This window comes from Microcystis sp. M083S1 (assembly GCF_020246405.1).
In the GTDB taxonomy this organism is placed as follows: Bacteria; Cyanobacteriota; Cyanobacteriia; order Cyanobacteriales; family Microcystaceae; genus Microcystis; species Microcystis aeruginosa_C.
On sequence record NZ_JADBTB010000137.1, the window covers coordinates 1 to 15,802 of the forward strand.

A 15,802-nucleotide genomic window follows, 5' to 3' on the forward strand; every position below is an offset into this window, starting at 1 on the left:
GATAACTGATAACTGATAACTGATAACTGATAACTGATAACTGATAACTGATAACTGATAACTGATAACTGATAACTGATAACTGATAACTGATTACTGATTACTGATTACTGATTACTGATAACTGATAACTGATTACTGATTACTGATAACTGATAACTGATTACTGATAACTGATAACTGATTACTGATTACTGATAACTGATTACTGATTACTGATTACTGATAACTGATAACTGATAACTGATAACTGATAACTGATTACTGATAACTGATTACTGAATTATCCCTTGACAATTGCGCCAAAATCTGCTAGGACTCGGGCGTGATTTCGCAGTAAACCCAACAGATTTAAACGATTGCGACGGACAGATTCTTTTTCTGCCATCACTAACACACTATTTTCGCCATCAAAAAAGTCAGCCACCAGGGGAGAAATTGCCGTTAAAGCAGTGAGGAGACGCTGATAATCTCTTTGCTCTCTTGCGCTGATAGTTTCGGGAATTAGGGCAATTAAAGCGTTATAAAATGCTGATTCGGAGGATTGTTCAAATAACTCCGTATTGATGATTCCCTTGGCTTCTAGGGTAGTTGTATCTAAATCTCCTTTTTGTGCCAAACGGGTCGAGCGATTGACGGTTTCATAGATGTTGGCTAACTGACCATCCTGACGAATTTGGCATAAAAAGCGAGCGCGTTCACGGGTATCTAATAAATTTTCTAAAGCGCGAGACTTATACTCCGGATCGTTTTCCCCTAAAACTGCATTAACGAGATCATAATCTATCCTCAAATCATCAATTAAGAGAGTTTGTAGACGTTGTAAAAAGAAATCTTTAATCAGATTGACCGGGTTGGGTTTATCGGGATGACTGGTGACAAAATCCTGAGCTATTTGCTCAATTAATGCCAAAAGATTGATATTAAAATCGGCTGACCAGATAATACTAATTATTGCATTGGCAGCCCGACGGAGAGCGAAGGGATCTGAAGAACCAGTGGGCAGCATTCCCAGTCCAAAAATACCGACTAAAGTATCCAATCTGTCGGCAATTCCCACCACTTGACCGGTTATTGTTTCCGGGAGTAGATCCCCGGCATTGCGAGGCAGATAATGTTCAAAAATGCCCCGGGCAACTACAGCCGATTCACCACTAATTAAAGCATATTTTTCGGCCATTACTCCCTGTAATTCAGGAAATTCATAAACCATTTGGGTAACTAAATCCGCTTTACAAAGCATGGCAGTGGACTCTATATCACTGCGACTTTGTTCATCGAGATTTAACTGTTCGACGATCATCTGGGCAATTTCCATAATCCGATCGACTTTATCGCGCATGGTTCCCAATTCTTCTTGGAAAGTGACGTTTTCCAGTTGGGGAAGGAAACTATCTAAGGGTTCATCACAATCGGCAGTATAGAAAAATCTGGCATCGGCTAACCGTGCGCGGATAACCCTTTCATTTCCTGCGGAGATAATCTCAGATTTCTGGGGATCGCCATTGGAAATAGTGATGAAATAGGGTGACAAACCCTGTTTAGTCTTGACTGGGAAATAACGCTGATGTGTCACCATTACGGTAATAATTACTTCCGGGGGTAATTCCAGAAATTCATCGTCAAATTTGCCGACAATTGCCGTGGGATATTCGACTAAGTTAGTCACTTCTGCTAATAAATCTGCGGGAATTTCTGCCACTCCCTCCAGTGTTTTGGCCAGGGTGGTAATCTGATCGGTAATTATCTGTTGACGCACTTGCGGATCCGCTTCCACAAAAATCGAGCGCAAACTGGTTAAATATGCTTGGGGATGACTAATGGCTAAGGATTGCGGGTGTAGAATGCGATGACCAAAAGTTAAGCGATCGCTGGTTAAAGTGGTAGAGCCATTAATTAATTCTAGGGGTAAAACTTCCCCATCCACTAAAGTTAATAACCAACGAATTGGCCGGGGAAATCTTAAATCTCCATCTCCCCAACGCATAAAACGTCTTCCTTCCAAACGGGTAATCCATTGGGGAATTAATTCAGTTAAAATCTCGGCTGTTTGACGACCCGGAATCGTTTTTTCAATATAGACAAATTCTCCTTTGTCTGTGGTGCGAATTGAGAAAGCATCGGTGCTAACTCCCTGTTTTCGAGCAAAACCCTCACCAGCGGGGGTAATTTGACCATTTTTGTAGGCGGCACTAACTGGGGGTCCTTTGATCTCCTCGCTGCGATCTTCTTGCTCCCTCGGTAATCCTGTGATTAACACGGCCAAACGGCGCGGGGTTGCGTAAACTTGAATAGCAGTCGCGTCCAGAGATTCCGTCTCTAAACTCTTGCTAACTCTTTCCTGCAATTGTGCGATCGCGCTATCGACAAAATCTGCGGGTAGTTCTTCTGTACCGACTTCCAGTAAAAAATCCATCTGATTGATTGGCCGTGTTTATGCTTCACCGATCATCTAGGCTATCACAGAAGCCGTGTCCTTAGTTTTTGACTGGTGTTGTTCGACTTTTTGGGTTAGGGTGAAAGATGCAGCAAATTGGAATCGGCGACCATGGGAAAGATTAATTTATTAGTCACTGCCACCTCTGAGGATTGGATAGAACAGGCAATTAATAATTTAGAGATTATTCTGCTCGATCATTCCCATTGTGAGCGAAAAGCGGCAGGAGTGGCCTTAAATCTCATGTTTCGTTATCCTTCCTACGCTTCCCTCGTGCGGAAATTAACTGCGATCGCACAAGAGGAATTAGAACATTTTGAACAGGTCAATCAATGGTTAGATAAATGGGGAATTCCCCTCGCTCCCTTGAATTCTCCCCCTTATGGTGCTAAATTAAAGGCCCAGATTCGTCACCAAGAACCTGATCGCCTTTTGGATTCGCTGTTAATATCGGCTTTAATCGAGGCGCGTTCCCACGAAAGATTAGGTTTATTGGCAGAATATTGTCCCGATCCTCAATTAGCTCAATTTTATCGCGGTTTAATGGCTTCCGAAGCGCGTCATTATGGTATTTATTGGCTATTAGCAGCGGATTATTTTGAACGGACAGTGATCGAGCAACGCTTAGAAACCCTAGCGGCGCTCGAAAGTGAAATTCTCACTACTCTGCACCCGGAACCTCGTATTCATAGTTGATTGCACCCAAGGACAAACCCTATCTAAATTACTCGTTCAACTCAATTTCTCTCTTAGAAAAGGGTAAATCTTGATTGATTGCCTCAATTTCTTCCTGTTCCATTTGATTAATTTCCTGGATATAGTTGCGGAGAATTTGAGTCATTTTACCATGATAAAAACGGTGTAAACTGTGATTGGCAGTGGCGGGAAAACCCCGTCTTTTTTTATGTTGTCCTCCCGCGCCGGGGTCAAACATGGTAATACCTTGACTAATTGCCCAATCGATCGGTTGATAGTAACAAGCTTCAAAATGTAAACAGTCATACTCTTGAAAACTGCCCCAGTAACGACCATAAAGATTAGTATCTTTGCGAATACAAAAAGATAAACCCACCGGTTTAGTATCCTTTTCATTCTGGTAGGCAGTAATCAAAACCACTCGCTGACGATAATTCGGATATAATTGTTCAAAAAATTTCTGTGTCAGATATTTACTTCCCCAGTAAAATTTATCACAGGTACTGCTATAAAACCGATAAATTAACGGGAATAAATGATGGGGAATTTCTTCGGCAGCCAGAGTTTTAATAATTAACCCCGCATTAGTCACCGCTTTCCGTTCCCGTTTAATGTTGCGGCGTTGATTAGCATTAAAAACCGTCAGATAATCTTCAAAACTTTGAAAACCTTTGTTATTCCAAATATAACTATGGTGTAACCAGGGAGTAAAGCCAAAATTTTCCATTAAAATTCGCCATTGGGGATCCACAAAAAGAAAATGACAACCCGACAGATTATTTTGGTCACAAAAATGATCGATTGCCGCTATCATTAAAGCAGTAATCTCCAGTTCATTTTCCCCCAGAGCAATTAAAAAACGATAACCCACCGCCGGAGTAAAAGGGGTCATTCCTAACAGTTTCGGATAGTATCTAATCCCTAAACGATGGGAAAGATCTGCCCATTGATGGTCAAAGACAAATTCACCGTAACTATGACTTTTAATATACAAAGGAGCGGCGGCAATTAACTCAGCACCGCACCAAACTGTTAGATGAGCAGGTTGCCACCCCGTGCGTCCCGTGGCGCTGCCGGAAGTTTCGATATTATGTAACCATTCCCACTCGAGAAAGGGAGTAGTTAGGGGTTGAGCGAGAGCATCCCATTTTTGTTGGGGAATCTCACTCATTTTATCAATCCAAACGACAGAATATTGGGGTTTAAGCTGTTCTACCATGGGACAAGATAAGTCAACCTTTTTATTTAAGGTAATCTAGTTTTGAGATTTATGGGACTGCCGTTCAAGGGAATAATGTAAGAAAATTTCTTCTTCCACGGTTTCCACGCTCAAAAGTTGTAATTTTCTGGCAGAATCAGCCATAAATCCAGTTCCTGCCAGAGGAGTTGCCGCTTTATTGCCTCCTAACAGCAACGGACAAATGGTTAGATGGATTTCATCGATTAAATCTTCAGCTAAAAGAGAGGCAATTAATTCACCTCCTCCCAGAATCGCCAGCTTTTTGATACCTAGGGCGGTAAATTGCCTAAAAATAGCCTTCCAATCACCGCAGACTAAGACAAGCTCAAATAAACCCCGATTTTCCCATGCCGCCACTTTTTCCGCTGCGGTGATTAACCAGCGAGGGAAAGGCTGCTGAAAAAATTTCATCCCGGGATCAAGCAGGCCTGAATGAGAACAAACGATCTGTATCGGCTGCGGAGATAATCCCCGTTGTTGACGGTATGCGAGAAAATCGCCATGACGGATAGGAAGACTGGTGTGATAAGCGCGCAGGGTGTTGGCACCGAATAAAGCGGCATCCATGCGGGATAAATGTTGTTCTAGACGCATTTTATCGGTAGCAGAGGCAAACCTGGCCGCCGACTGGTAGGCGTCGGCAATTTTACCATCGGCACTCATGGCTAAAATAACGGTGGTGTGAGGACGATTCATGGCAAATGCTCGGGGATATCACCCGGTCCGATTGGTGAATAGGCTAGTATAGTCTAGAGTTTGATAGCAAGAATCAAACCAATTTCTGCCTATGCCTATCGGTCAATCCTCCTTTCGTCGTATTCTGCTCTCTCGCTTACTCTTGGTCAGTGTACCTGTACTACTAATGGGAGTTTATGTCACCTATCGTAAGGCGCGATCGGCTTTTTTGGAAACGGCTCGTCAAAATCTTACCGAAAGTGCCATCAGAAAAGCAGACAATATTGATCAATCAATTCAATTTTTGCAGGCCAATCTTATCACTGCGGGCGAAAGTCTGGTTTTAAAACAGGGAACCTTAGCCGAAAAAGAAGCTTTTTTACAACAATTCACGGTGCGGCTTCCTAATCAGATTAACTGTGTGGAATTAATTGATATTAAGACCAAGAAACCTTTATTAAATCGAGCCTGTGAACCAGAAATTATCAAAGTTTTGCCTCTAGAAAAATGGACAGAAAAACGGACTAGCTTTGCTGGTAATATCGAAAATATTTTAGTTAGAAGTTTACCCCGAAAATTTCTAATTAAATCTCCCAATAATAATCGTCAATTAGAATTAGTTTTTGCCGTTCCCATCTACGATAATCAAGGACAATTACAATCTAGTCTGATTCTGCAAGCTTCTCTCCTTTACCGTGAGAAGGTTTTACCCGGTTCTTTGTCAGGTTATCCCGTGGTTATTTCTGAAAATGGCATTATTCTCGCTCATCCCTATTTTGATCGCATTGGTAGCCATATCAGTCAAGAAGCTGATGCTGAACGCTTAAATAGTATTATCAATAATGCTATCCGAGGAAAACAAAATTTCTTGCATTTATTTTCTTTCGAGAAAGATGGCAAAGAATTAGTCGCTGGTTATAGTTCCCTCCCCAGTCCAGTTACGGGAGAATCATCCCAAAAATGGATAGTTTTAGCCATTAGTCCCCTCTCCCAAGCTCTGGCTCCTCTGCAACAAATTTGGGAGGCAATTTTTTATCTAATTTCTGGTTTATTATTAGCTTATTTAGTAGCTATTATACTGATCGCCAGGGATTTAGCTAGACCTTTAGAAAAACTGCGAGATTATGCCTTAAATATTCAAAAAATTCCTTCCCAAAAGATTAGACCAGAAAACTTTAATATTCGAGAAATTAATCAGTTAGCCTCGGCCTTAGAGGAAATGCTCGAACGTTTACGCCTTTGGGGAGAGGAAATAGTTAAGAGTTGGCAAGAAGCGGAAAATGCCAATCAATTAAAAAACCAATTTTTGGCGAATACTTCCCACGAATTACGCACCCCTCTTAATGGTATTATTGGCTCAATTCGTTGCGTTATGGATGGATTTTGTAATAGCGAGGAGGAAGAAAAAGAATATCTGCAACAAGCGGATAATGCAGCCGTACATCTGTTAGGAATTATTGATGATATTCTCAGTATTGCTAAAATAGAAGCGGGCAAACTTTCCGTTAATCCTGAACCAGTAGATTTACACCAAATTATCAATGAAGTTATTAATTTACAAACAGCATCGCTGCAACTTAAGTGCTTAAAATTAAATTTACTTTTCTGTCCAGAAAATCCGATAGTTTATGCTGATCCCACTAAATTAAAACAGGTAATTTTGAATGTTATTTCTAACTCAATTAAATTTACTGATAGAGGCACAATTTCTTTAATAACTCACTTAGAACATCCACAGGCTATTATGACTATAATCGATACAGGAATCGGTATAGATCCCCGGCAGCAATTAAAATTATTTCGCCCTTTTGTGATGATTGATGGTTCCACAACTAGAAAATTTAGCGGTACGGGTTTAGGATTAGCTATTTCTAAGAATTTTATGAAAATGATGGAGGGAGATATTACTATCTCTAGTCAAGGTAAAGGTTTAGGAACAACTGTAGAAATTATTCTTCCTCTAGTTGGGGAAAGAAAGCTTGATTCTACCCCAGAGGAAAACTCATCTTTGCCGATTCTTCCCTCTCTTAAAATCTAAAATATCTCTATTTAATTTCTGTAATTTATGAGGAATTTAGTTTATAATTCCTCTAAACTCTCTACAGGCAAATTAACCACCTGATAAGCACCAAAAACCTTGATCGCATCGGTATAATTGGTTAATTCTTCTAAAGTTGCCCCGATTAAATGCTGTTGATCTGGATTAATTTCTAGATCAATAAAAAATATGTATTCCCCTAAAGATCGTTTAGTTGGTCGCGATTCGATCCGAGATAAATTAAGCTGACGTTTGGCAAAAACTTCTAAAGGTTTGACTAAAGCACCAGGTTGATCTAAAACTTGAAAAGCGAGGGACATCCGCTCACCTTGAGGATGGGAAGTTACAGCCATTACCCAAAAACGGGTACAATTATCGGGATAATCATTAATTGGTTGTGTTAATATTGGTACATTATAAAGTTTTGCCGCCCGGGGGGAAGCAATAGCGGCCGAATTAGCCTCTCGATCGAGAATTTGAATCGCTTCTGTGGTAGAATTGGTGGGAATAATCGGCACGTTAGGTAAATTATTTTCTAGCCACTTTTGACATTGGGCTAAAGCTTGGGGATGAGAATAAACGGTTTTAATTTCTGTTAGCGATTGTCTGGGAGATAGAAGTGCATGGGAAATCGGTAAAACTAATTCTTGTTGAATCTGTAACCCGGGTAATTGCCATAAAGCATCAAGAGTCATTACCACACTTCCTTCGGTGGAATTTTCCACCGGGACCACTGCTAAATCGGCCTGATTTTGGACAACTGATCGCAAGGCCAAGGCAATGCTAGGATAGGGTATTAATTGACGAGGCTGGGGTGGTAAACTGTTAGCAAATGCTAAAGCGGCTGTTTCTGAATAGGTTCCCACCGGCCCCAGATAAGCGATCTTTACAGTCATTTAGATTATCCCCGCAAGCAATTTTTTCTAGCTATTACAGCCTTTCTCATCCGCATCAAGTATAACCTAATTTGGTATTGACTCCTATTCTGCTATAATCATCTCAAGTCAGCTTCACTTTCTTTGATGGTCAATTGACTGATTTTTTGGCGAGTTTCCTCGATAGTTAACCCTTGGGCTAAATCCCCCAATTCTTTGAGAAAATCATTAGTTAAGGAGAGAGATATTTGGCTATCCTGGCCCGATAAATAGACAACTTTGGCTAATTCGGCCAGTTTAACTTTTTTGCCAGTGCGATTTTGATAACTGACCGAAAACCCGTTAATCTCCGCAGCTTGTTGCTCAATCATTGCCGACTTTAAACGTTCCTTGAGATGTTCCATCTCTGTATCTAAAATCTTCCATTGCTGGTAAATTTCCCAATAACGATTAGTTAATCTTTCCAGATTCTCACCCGCGGGATCAGGAGTAATTAAATGGGAAAGCTGCAAAAGACGATGGTGGATTTGGGCTGTATATACGGGGTCTTTTTGTGCATATTCTAGCTGGTCCGCGGTTAAAGGTCTTTTGCCCCAATTACCCCCCTGTTCACTTTTATCGATAGCGGGAAAATGACAAAGACATTCAGCCACGGTTTTCAGTTGATAATTGGGTAAGGGAGCAATATAGTAGGGAACCTTTTTAGCTAACTCTAGGGTACAGGTGATTTTTTTAACTTTGCCCTTACCGCCCAAAAATTTACAATCATAACTAGCATTGTGAAAAACCTTTTCTATCCGGTCAACCAGCATGATTTTAGTGATAAAATAGTTAGTAAGATCGGGTCGATCAAGAACATCCAAAATTGTCACCCGCTCCCCCGTTAAGTCCGTGGAATCAGCCAGAATTTGAATCAGAGACAAACGGGGAGTCTTGCTATCGTAATCGGCTACTTCCGTATCTAACCAAAGAATGGGAAAATGAGAAAAGTGATCGATCGCATTCCTAATAGCGTCGGATTCCGTTAAATAAGGCATGGTTGCAGAGGTGGAAAAATGTATCAAAAAATCTTGATAGCAGTAGATTTGTCGGAGATGGGGGAGAGTGTTTTTAAGGAGGCTGTATCCTTAGCCAGTAAGTACGAAGCTAACCTCCTACTACTGCACGTCCTTTCTCCTGAAGAAGATTATAGCCCTTTACCGATTCCACCCAATTTAGCCGATATTTACCCCGCCCAGGGCAATGATCTGACTCTCGATTTTTGGCGGCAACAATGGGAAGAATTCGAGCAGAAAGGGGTGGCAATGTTGCAAAAAAGAGCTAATCAGGCGGGAGAAATGGGTGTTAAGGGAGAATACCGGCAAATTTACGGTCATGCCGCCAAAACTATCTGTAAAGTGGCGCGAGAGGAAAATATTGATTTAATTGTCATCGGTCGGCGTGGGCGATCGGGTCTAGGAGAGTTATTCTTAGGTAGTGTGAGTAATTATGTTCTCCATCATGCCCCCTGTTCCGTCTTAATTGTTCAACATCATCAAGACTAAAAATTCCTGTTAGCTATTCCCCCCTAAAATCCCCAAACGATTAAAAGGAAAAAAGCGAAAAACCGCCCTACCAATCACGTTATTTTCCGGTAAAAACCCCCAGATATGGGAGTCATTGCTATTATTGCGATTATCTCCCATGACAAATAAATTATTTTGCGGCACAAGCAAAGGCATTAAATTATATTGAGGGGATTCGAGAATATAATCCTCTGCCAAGGGTTGATTATTCAGGTAAATTTTGCCCTCCTTGACAGCAATCACATCCCCTGCTGTGGCAATCACTCTTTTAATAAAAGCTTGGTCCTTTTGATATCCCTGTAATTGTAATTGTGCCGGCGGTTCAAAGACGACGATATCCCCCCGTCGAGGGGGATGGAAATCGTAGGAAAGTTTTTCCACCACTAAGCGATCGCCCTGTTCTAAAGTCGGTAACATAGAATCGGAGGGGATAAAACGAGGTTCAGCCACAAAAGTGCGGATCAATAGGGCTAAAACTAAAGCTATAGCGATAATTTGCAGATTTTCTCGAATAGAAGCCCAAAAACTCTTAGATTTGTCCTTATTAATTTCTTGCTCTTGCATTATTGCCCAGATGATGGTTGGTATAGCTATAACCCTTTTGGAGTCTATATCGGTGATTCGAAGTAAAAGCCGTTTAGCTTAACTTAGCTTTCGCTTGCTGCCAAAAAACTGTTAATTCCTCTAGTGTATAGTCATGGAGAGGCTTTTCCGCCACAGATTCCACTAGGGAAAAACGTTGAATAAAACGCAGATTAGTCTCTTGTAAAGCGATACTGGGGTCTAAATTATACCAGCGAGCAAGATTGACAATAGTAAAGAGTAAATCGCCTAATTCTGCCTGTTGATGCTCTTTATCGCTAGATTCTAGGGACTCTTGCCATTCTGCTAACTCTTCGCCAAATTTTTCCCAGACTCCCGCGATATTTTCCCACTCAAAACCGACTCGCGCCGCTTGCCGAGAAATTTTCATCGCCCCCATTAAGGGTGGTAAAGTTTGGGCATAACGGGTTAATTTGCCGCTAATAGTCGGGTCATTTTTTTCCTCAGCTTTGATTTTCTCCCAATTTTGACGCACCTGTTCGGGATTTTCTAAGGATAGCTCCCCGAAAACGTGGGGATGACGACGAATTAATTTATCGGTGATGCCTCTAGCCACTTCTTCTAGGCTAAAATTACCCTCATCACTGGCAATTTGGGCTTGTAAAACCACCTGTAGCAGTAAATCGCCTAATTCCTCGGCAATGGCAGTTTTATCACCGCTTTTAATCGCCGCTACCACCTCATAAGCTTCTTCGATAACGTAGGGAATCAGGGTTTCTGGGGTTTGGGCTAAATCCCAAGGACAGCCGCTTTCTGGATCTCGTAAACGGGCAACAACGGTGATTAAATGGTTTAATGCCCCTAAGATGACCTTGTAGCTGGGATTGTCGGTTTCTGGAAGGCTAGACATCGATTTTTTCCGGTTTTCTCCCCCATTATACCGGTTAGTTATCAGTTATCAGTTATCAGTTATCAGTGATCAGATGTGAGTTTTCAGTTATCAAAAGCTCTCATCTCCCTGTCTTCTAATATTCAGTTACAGCCTTTCTGATAATAGATCAAGTTTAACCTAATTTGAGCGAAGACCGACTCCCCATTATTCAGATAACTGCTTTAGCTCAATAACGATGAAAAAACCCGGTAAAACCGGGTTGCACTAGCTTGGAGTGTGTATAATCAACCGATAAAGCAGTTGAAAACTTAAATAAATCTAAATAGAAAAAAGGTAAGTAATTCCACTGTAAGAAAATCAGATTTAATGAACTACCCCGCAAGTTAGGGGACAAGAAGCATAAACAGCTTGATGAGAGGTTTTTACCTCACCGTGTAACCAGTGCAACCAGCTAACTTCATGGGGATGAACACCTTTTGCTGTTAATAAAGCGGCACTAATTAGGATAGCCAAAATATTGATACCAATAATCATTCCCGCCACTAAAAGCACGGAACTAATCGGTAAAACTGACTGTAAGATAATCGCCGACAATGCTCCCACTGTCATCATTAATACTACTAAAGGAAATCCCACTACTAATAAACAGACAGTGAGGACGAAACTCCAGAGAAGAAAGCTTTTTAGCATTGCTAAAGAAACGTAGCCCCAGTTATTTCTTGCGGTTAATTGCATCTTCCTGACCTCTTACAAACTTGGTGGTCTAACTTTTCTGCACGTCGGCTCAAAGTTGATGAAAACCAGTATAGGGAAAACACCGAAGAAGATGAGCTATTCGCAATATAAATTTACAATCATCGCTAATCATCTATGTTATATGTATCGAACTATTACAAGAATCGGCGAGAGGTATCGAAAACTTTACAATCGGTTTCTCTTGATCCCCAATGCAGTTTCCTGCTGAAATCCTTGATCCCCGTCGATAATCCTTTCTTCTGTCCCTGTCCTCAGATTTTTCCTCGTCTCGTTGTAACAAATATTTACAAGTACCTCTAGAATTCTCAGAAAATAGGTGGACGGGAGTGGAAATTATGAATTATGAATTATGAATTATAAATTAGGCTCTTAGTTACTTGGTATGGTTCGATAGGGGAGCATAAATCGACTAAATCCTTATCTGGCAAGAGACTTAATTGATTAGTTCGCTCTAGATCAAAAACAATTGACAAAAATCGCCAAATATCTTTCTCTATAAGAGTTTCATTCCTTATAATCCTGTACATTGCATAAGACAAACCGAAGAACCATAAATTACGAATTGGCAGGTGGGGAGAGGGGAGAGCGGAGAACAAATAAAAATAATCTCCTGAATAAGCTAAGACGCATTTTAACGGCCTATCCTTAGATTAGCTGAATCTCCCCCAATCCCTTTCCTGTTGCAAGAGTGCAAGAGTGCCTCATCTCAACCAGCAATTTAGATGCGGGGGCAGCTTATGAGCGGCTTTTCTTTGTCATAGAATTGACATCTGGCTGTTATAGTCCTGACAAATCAGAGTTATATGCTAGAGTTAATCCAGCAAAGGAATAAATTATTTCCCCTAGCCCAGCTTTCCTCAAGCTTCCCACACAAGGTCTAGGGGAAGTTTATTTTTCTGCCATGGAGGAAAACCGCTACCCGGCCGGAAAAGGAAATTTTTCTAGAACTTGAGGAGCCTTGCCAACACAGGGAAGACAGTCAGGCAGACTAACCTAAAAGGGTTTTTGGGGCGAAAATATAGTTTCTTGCCCTTCTGTCCCCCTAAGGGACCTGCGCTTTGATAATGTACCTTTTGGGCGAATGCAGTTCGCCCCTACATTGTGGACAAAATCCGTTACTGTAGGGGCGCAAAGCTTGCGCCCTCCGATCGATTGGGATATTATTCCCACGCAAGTCCCTAAACACTGTCTTAGCTCTGATGGCGAGCATAATCATCCTGAAAACGGACTATATCATCCTCTCCTAAATATTCCCCATTCTGCACTTCAATTAACACCAATTTGATCACCCCGGGGTTTTCCAGACGGTGAGCGGTACACTGCGGCACATAAGTGGACTGATTGGCTCCGAGAATTTCTTCGTTATCTCCACAGGTGACTTTTGCCGTCCCCGAAACCACAATCCAGTGTTCACTGCGATGGTAGTGCATCTGTAAACTGAGACGATGACCCGGATTTACTTCAATCCGCTTGATTTTATAACCGGGACCTTCTTCTAGGGTGGTGAAAGAACCCCAAGGCCTAAATTCTGTTGCTGCCGATTCTACGGTCGAAATAAGCTGAAATGGTGCCACATCTTGGGATGCGATCATTATATTATGTCTCCATTGCTAGGTCTGATCTTAGTCCAAGATAGCAGCAAAAACCCTAGATGGCATCTAAATCAGTGATCAGTAAACAGTAAATAGTGGTCACTGATTTAGTCTTCGTCGGTGTTGAGAATACGGGGAACCCGGAAATAATCCCCTTCTGGGGCCGGCGATTCTTGCACTAAGACCTCGTGATCGGGATAAAGTCTATTACTATCGGCGCGAGTGATATTTTGAATTTCGATCGCTCGCGTGGTGGGTGGCACATTTTCCGTGTCTAATTCGCTTAACTGCTCGAAATAATCGAGGATTCCGCTTAATTGCAGCGCAAATTGTTCTTCTTCGCCGCTATCAATCTCTAAACGGGCTAAATGGGCGATTTTTTCAACTGTTGCTCGATCGATCATGGGAGAAATGGGGTAATGATGAATGATCAATTGGGGAGTGAGGGAGTGGAAATTATGAATTATCAATTATGAATTATCAATTGGGGAGAATAAATAAAAGCAATTTCCTGACTCCTGACTCCTGAATCCTGTCTCCTCAATTTAGAAGAAAACATCAATTTCCGATCGCCCGGTGATTTTCAGCCAGTTTTGGGCTTCAATGTAGTTATTGGGGGCTAATCGGATGGCTTGTTTCCAGTATTCTGCCGCTTTGTCGTAGAGTGCTTCCGCTTCGGCCTGTTGACCGTCTTCTCTAGCTTTTTCCCCTTGAAAATGGTAAATAACGGCGATATTATTCAAAGCGGAGGGCATTCTGGGATTAAGTTGGATAGCTTCTTCGTAGTATTCCAGAGCCTTTTCATGCTCGCCATTACTAGCGTGGATAATACCGATATTGTAGAGGATATAACTGCGATCGTTAGGATCCTCTTCTAAGGTTAACGCTTCATAGTAGTTATCTAGAGCTTCGGCGTATTCGCCGTCAGCTTGGGCAGACATCCCATCGCGGTAATAAACAAAGGCTTCCTTGGCTTTTTTATTGGCGGGCAGTATCTTTAAAATGATATCCGCCATGACGGTAAAAGATTTATCAATAAAGTTATCGTTACGTTGGGTGCGTGGCATGGTTAGGACAAGTAGGCGATCAAAATGACTATTTACCTTTATAGCACTCGCCAGAAACTCTAGGGCTGTTTTTCTAATTTTTCTCGACCACGGGTTCCATTTAGAGGGTCTTGGCTGGGCTGGGGGCGAACGTTATTTTCCAGCAAAAAAATTCCCCTAGCAAGGGGCAACTATGGGGCTTACTAATCTTTATCCTTTGCGTCCCGATTGGGAAAATGTCAAATCTGCTAGGGACGAGCGATGTTTTCTTCCAGTGGTGAAACCTTAACGATTTATTCTCCACCCGAAAATTTCACTGCCACCCTTGTTGCTCCAACCACCATTGACGCAACTTTACCTAAGATTTAGACTTCTCCCTGTTGGTTGCTCTAAGTGAGTAGATTGGTTACCTGGTGTTATCCCATAACCCCACCTACCATCCAAAAATTAAATTCTTTTTCTCAGACCAAGACCCATACCCGCTAAACCCAAGGCTAACAGAGCCAGGGTGGTGGAAGGTTCGGGGATTGATGTAAATTGAATCTCATTGAAGCCGAGACGATAGTTAGTAGGAGCAGTCGCGCCATGGTTACTCATGTTGATAAATCTAACATTAGTCGCATAGACTGGGCTAAAACTGACCTGTTGCGCGGACACAACACCTGTAGCCGGGCCTTTGCTAAAGGAAGCTGGAACGCCAGGGTCAGTCAGAGTAGTCCAATTTCCTCCATTGTTGCTGGAGTATTGAATAGTCACGGCATTAATTCCCTGATTGGCTGATGTGGTATCACCGCCAAGGTTCCAGAAACTAAACCCAGCAAGATTATAGATACGACCGAAAGCAAAATTGATAGTAACGTTTCCGACGGTACTGCCGGTCAGTAGACTTGACCGCCAAGCATTGGGATCAGTCATACCAGTATTTGTCGCTGCGTGAGTTCCCGTCAGAGTTGGCCTGTTAAGCGGCGGACCCTGCAGCCCAAATCCGTTGGTAGTAGCGGCTAGACTCCCCTGGGAGTTAATAGTAAAACCTGGTGCTGTGGCAGTGACACTGCGAATCAGGCCTGAGGCTTGGGCGTTCTGCGGCACAGCCAACATTAGGCCGAAAGTGGCGGTGGATAAAACAAGATGTGTAATAGCGAGTTTCACAGGGAAATCTCCTTAAAATAAGATTTAGCTAGAGTCAAGTGGGCGCACGACATCCTGACATATCTTATTTGTTTTTTTTACCGGTGTCTGTTACTTTTGATACAGTTTTTTGATTTTTTTATGGTAAGGGAATAGGTGGACACGGGGACACGGCCGATATAACTGAACTTCCCCCCATACATATATACTATAATAGCCGAAAACCCTTATCCATCAATGGATGTAACCCCTTAACTTTTCTTAATGTACCCATGTAATTTGTAACATTTCTTAATGGACAAGAATTCTCTCCATTTGC

At 41.9% G+C, this 15,802-nt stretch carries 15 protein-coding genes; 3 read left to right on the forward strand and 12 right to left on the reverse strand.

Annotated elements, in window-relative coordinates; genetic code table 11:
* Positions 1-283: 283 nt before the first annotated feature.
* Positions 284-2,416 carry a glycine--tRNA ligase subunit beta gene (gene glyS, locus IM450_RS13620; protein WP_287666356.1) on the reverse strand — a complete coding sequence of 711 codons (2,133 nt, stop codon included), beginning with the start codon at positions 2,414-2,416 and terminating at the stop codon, positions 284-286.
* A gap of 132 nt (positions 2,417-2,548) precedes the next feature.
* On the opposite strand from glyS, the gene IM450_RS13625 reads away from it, so the two are divergent.
* A complete protein-coding gene (locus IM450_RS13625; RefSeq protein WP_287666359.1) occupies positions 2,549-3,133 on the forward strand; it encodes a tRNA-(ms[2]io[6]A)-hydroxylase in 585 nt (194 codons plus the stop codon).
* 28 nt (positions 3,134-3,161) lie between these two features.
* Here the strand turns inward: IM450_RS13625 and IM450_RS13630 are convergent, their stop codons facing one another.
* Positions 3,162-4,352 carry a GNAT family N-acetyltransferase gene (locus tag IM450_RS13630; RefSeq protein ID WP_287666362.1) on the reverse strand — a complete coding sequence of 397 codons (1,191 nt, stop codon included), beginning with the start codon at positions 4,350-4,352 and terminating at the stop codon, positions 3,162-3,164.
* A 36-nt stretch (positions 4,353-4,388) separates the two neighbouring features.
* Entirely contained in the window at positions 4,389-5,069 is a 681-nt protein-coding gene (locus IM450_RS13635; protein WP_002803376.1) for a RibD family protein, read from the reverse strand.
* A 91-nt stretch (positions 5,070-5,160) separates the two neighbouring features.
* On the opposite strand from IM450_RS13635, the gene IM450_RS13640 reads away from it, so the two are divergent.
* Entirely contained in the window at positions 5,161-7,086 is a 1,926-nt protein-coding gene (locus tag IM450_RS13640; RefSeq protein ID WP_287666367.1) for a sensor histidine kinase, read from the forward strand.
* Between the two features lie 41 nt (positions 7,087-7,127).
* Here the strand turns inward: IM450_RS13640 and pheA are convergent, their stop codons facing one another.
* Together pheA and IM450_RS13650 are read right to left on the reverse strand one after the other, a co-directional pair.
* Entirely contained in the window at positions 7,128-7,982 is an 855-nt protein-coding gene (gene pheA / locus IM450_RS13645; RefSeq protein WP_002803374.1) for a prephenate dehydratase, read from the reverse strand.
* Positions 7,983-8,080: 98 nt separating this feature from the next.
* Complete coding sequence (locus IM450_RS13650) at positions 8,081-8,998, reverse strand: ribonuclease D (RefSeq protein WP_287666372.1); 918 nt, start codon at positions 8,996-8,998, stop codon at positions 8,081-8,083.
* Between the two features lie 18 nt (positions 8,999-9,016).
* Between IM450_RS13650 and IM450_RS13655 the strand changes: the two genes are divergently transcribed.
* Positions 9,017-9,505 (forward strand): universal stress protein, encoded by a 489-nt coding sequence (locus IM450_RS13655; protein ID WP_061430996.1) that lies wholly within the window; start codon positions 9,017-9,019, stop codon positions 9,503-9,505.
* Between the two features lie 9 nt (positions 9,506-9,514).
* Here the strand turns inward: IM450_RS13655 and lepB are convergent, their stop codons facing one another.
* The 7 genes from lepB to IM450_RS13690 all read right to left on the reverse strand — a co-directional run bounded on the left by lepB (position 9,515) and on the right by IM450_RS13690 (position 15,504).
* Complete coding sequence (lepB, locus tag IM450_RS13660) at positions 9,515-10,090, reverse strand: signal peptidase I (protein ID WP_287666412.1); 576 nt, start codon at positions 10,088-10,090, stop codon at positions 9,515-9,517.
* Positions 10,091-10,163: 73 nt separating this feature from the next.
* The gene (gene mazG / locus IM450_RS13665) at positions 10,164-10,979 is read right to left on the reverse strand and encodes a nucleoside triphosphate pyrophosphohydrolase (protein ID WP_002803370.1); all 816 of its coding nucleotides are present in this window, start codon (positions 10,977-10,979) and stop codon (positions 10,164-10,166) included.
* A gap of 345 nt (positions 10,980-11,324) precedes the next feature.
* A complete protein-coding gene (locus IM450_RS13670) occupies positions 11,325-11,696 on the reverse strand; it encodes a hypothetical protein (RefSeq protein WP_106908523.1) in 372 nt (123 codons plus the stop codon).
* A gap of 1,211 nt (positions 11,697-12,907) precedes the next feature.
* Positions 12,908-13,309 carry a phosphomannose isomerase type II C-terminal cupin domain gene (locus IM450_RS13675; RefSeq protein ID WP_002803359.1) on the reverse strand — a complete coding sequence of 134 codons (402 nt, stop codon included), beginning with the start codon at positions 13,307-13,309 and terminating at the stop codon, positions 12,908-12,910.
* Between the two features lie 107 nt (positions 13,310-13,416).
* Positions 13,417-13,713 carry an Asp-tRNA(Asn)/Glu-tRNA(Gln) amidotransferase subunit GatC gene (gene gatC, locus IM450_RS13680; RefSeq protein ID WP_287666417.1) on the reverse strand — a complete coding sequence of 99 codons (297 nt, stop codon included), beginning with the start codon at positions 13,711-13,713 and terminating at the stop codon, positions 13,417-13,419.
* A 141-nt stretch (positions 13,714-13,854) separates the two neighbouring features.
* Positions 13,855-14,376, reverse strand: a complete 522-nt coding sequence (locus tag IM450_RS13685; protein ID WP_002770118.1) for a photosystem I assembly protein Ycf3 — start codon at positions 14,374-14,376, stop codon at positions 13,855-13,857.
* Between the two features lie 426 nt (positions 14,377-14,802).
* Complete coding sequence (locus IM450_RS13690) at positions 14,803-15,504, reverse strand: PEP-CTERM sorting domain-containing protein (protein WP_287666419.1); 702 nt, start codon at positions 15,502-15,504, stop codon at positions 14,803-14,805.
* Positions 15,505-15,802 lie beyond the last annotated feature (298 nt).

Coding starts and splice junctions, on each gene's coding strand:
- glyS (WP_287666356.1), bottom strand. CDS start 2,416: ATGGATTTTTTACTGGAAGTCGGTACAGAAGAACTACCCGCAGATTTT.
- IM450_RS13625 (WP_287666359.1), top strand. CDS start 2,549: ATGGGAAAGATTAATTTATTAGTCACTGCCACCTCTGAGGATTGGATA.
- IM450_RS13630 (WP_287666362.1), bottom strand. CDS start 4,352: ATGGTAGAACAGCTTAAACCCCAATATTCTGTCGTTTGGATTGATAAA.
- IM450_RS13635 (WP_002803376.1), bottom strand. CDS start 5,069: ATGAATCGTCCTCACACCACCGTTATTTTAGCCATGAGTGCCGATGGT.
- IM450_RS13640 (WP_287666367.1), top strand. CDS start 5,161: ATGCCTATCGGTCAATCCTCCTTTCGTCGTATTCTGCTCTCTCGCTTA.
- pheA (WP_002803374.1), bottom strand. CDS start 7,982: ATGACTGTAAAGATCGCTTATCTGGGGCCGGTGGGAACCTATTCAGAA.
- IM450_RS13650 (WP_287666372.1), bottom strand. CDS start 8,998: ATGCCTTATTTAACGGAATCCGACGCTATTAGGAATGCGATCGATCAC.
- IM450_RS13655 (WP_061430996.1), top strand. CDS start 9,017: ATGTATCAAAAAATCTTGATAGCAGTAGATTTGTCGGAGATGGGGGAG.
- lepB (WP_287666412.1), bottom strand. CDS start 10,090: ATGCAAGAGCAAGAAATTAATAAGGACAAATCTAAGAGTTTTTGGGCT.
- mazG (WP_002803370.1), bottom strand. CDS start 10,979: ATGTCTAGCCTTCCAGAAACCGACAATCCCAGCTACAAGGTCATCTTA.
- IM450_RS13670 (WP_106908523.1), bottom strand. CDS start 11,696: ATGCAATTAACCGCAAGAAATAACTGGGGCTACGTTTCTTTAGCAATG.
- IM450_RS13675 (WP_002803359.1), bottom strand. CDS start 13,309: ATGATCGCATCCCAAGATGTGGCACCATTTCAGCTTATTTCGACCGTA.
- gatC (WP_287666417.1), bottom strand. CDS start 13,713: ATGATCGATCGAGCAACAGTTGAAAAAATCGCCCATTTAGCCCGTTTA.
- IM450_RS13685 (WP_002770118.1), bottom strand. CDS start 14,376: ATGCCACGCACCCAACGTAACGATAACTTTATTGATAAATCTTTTACC.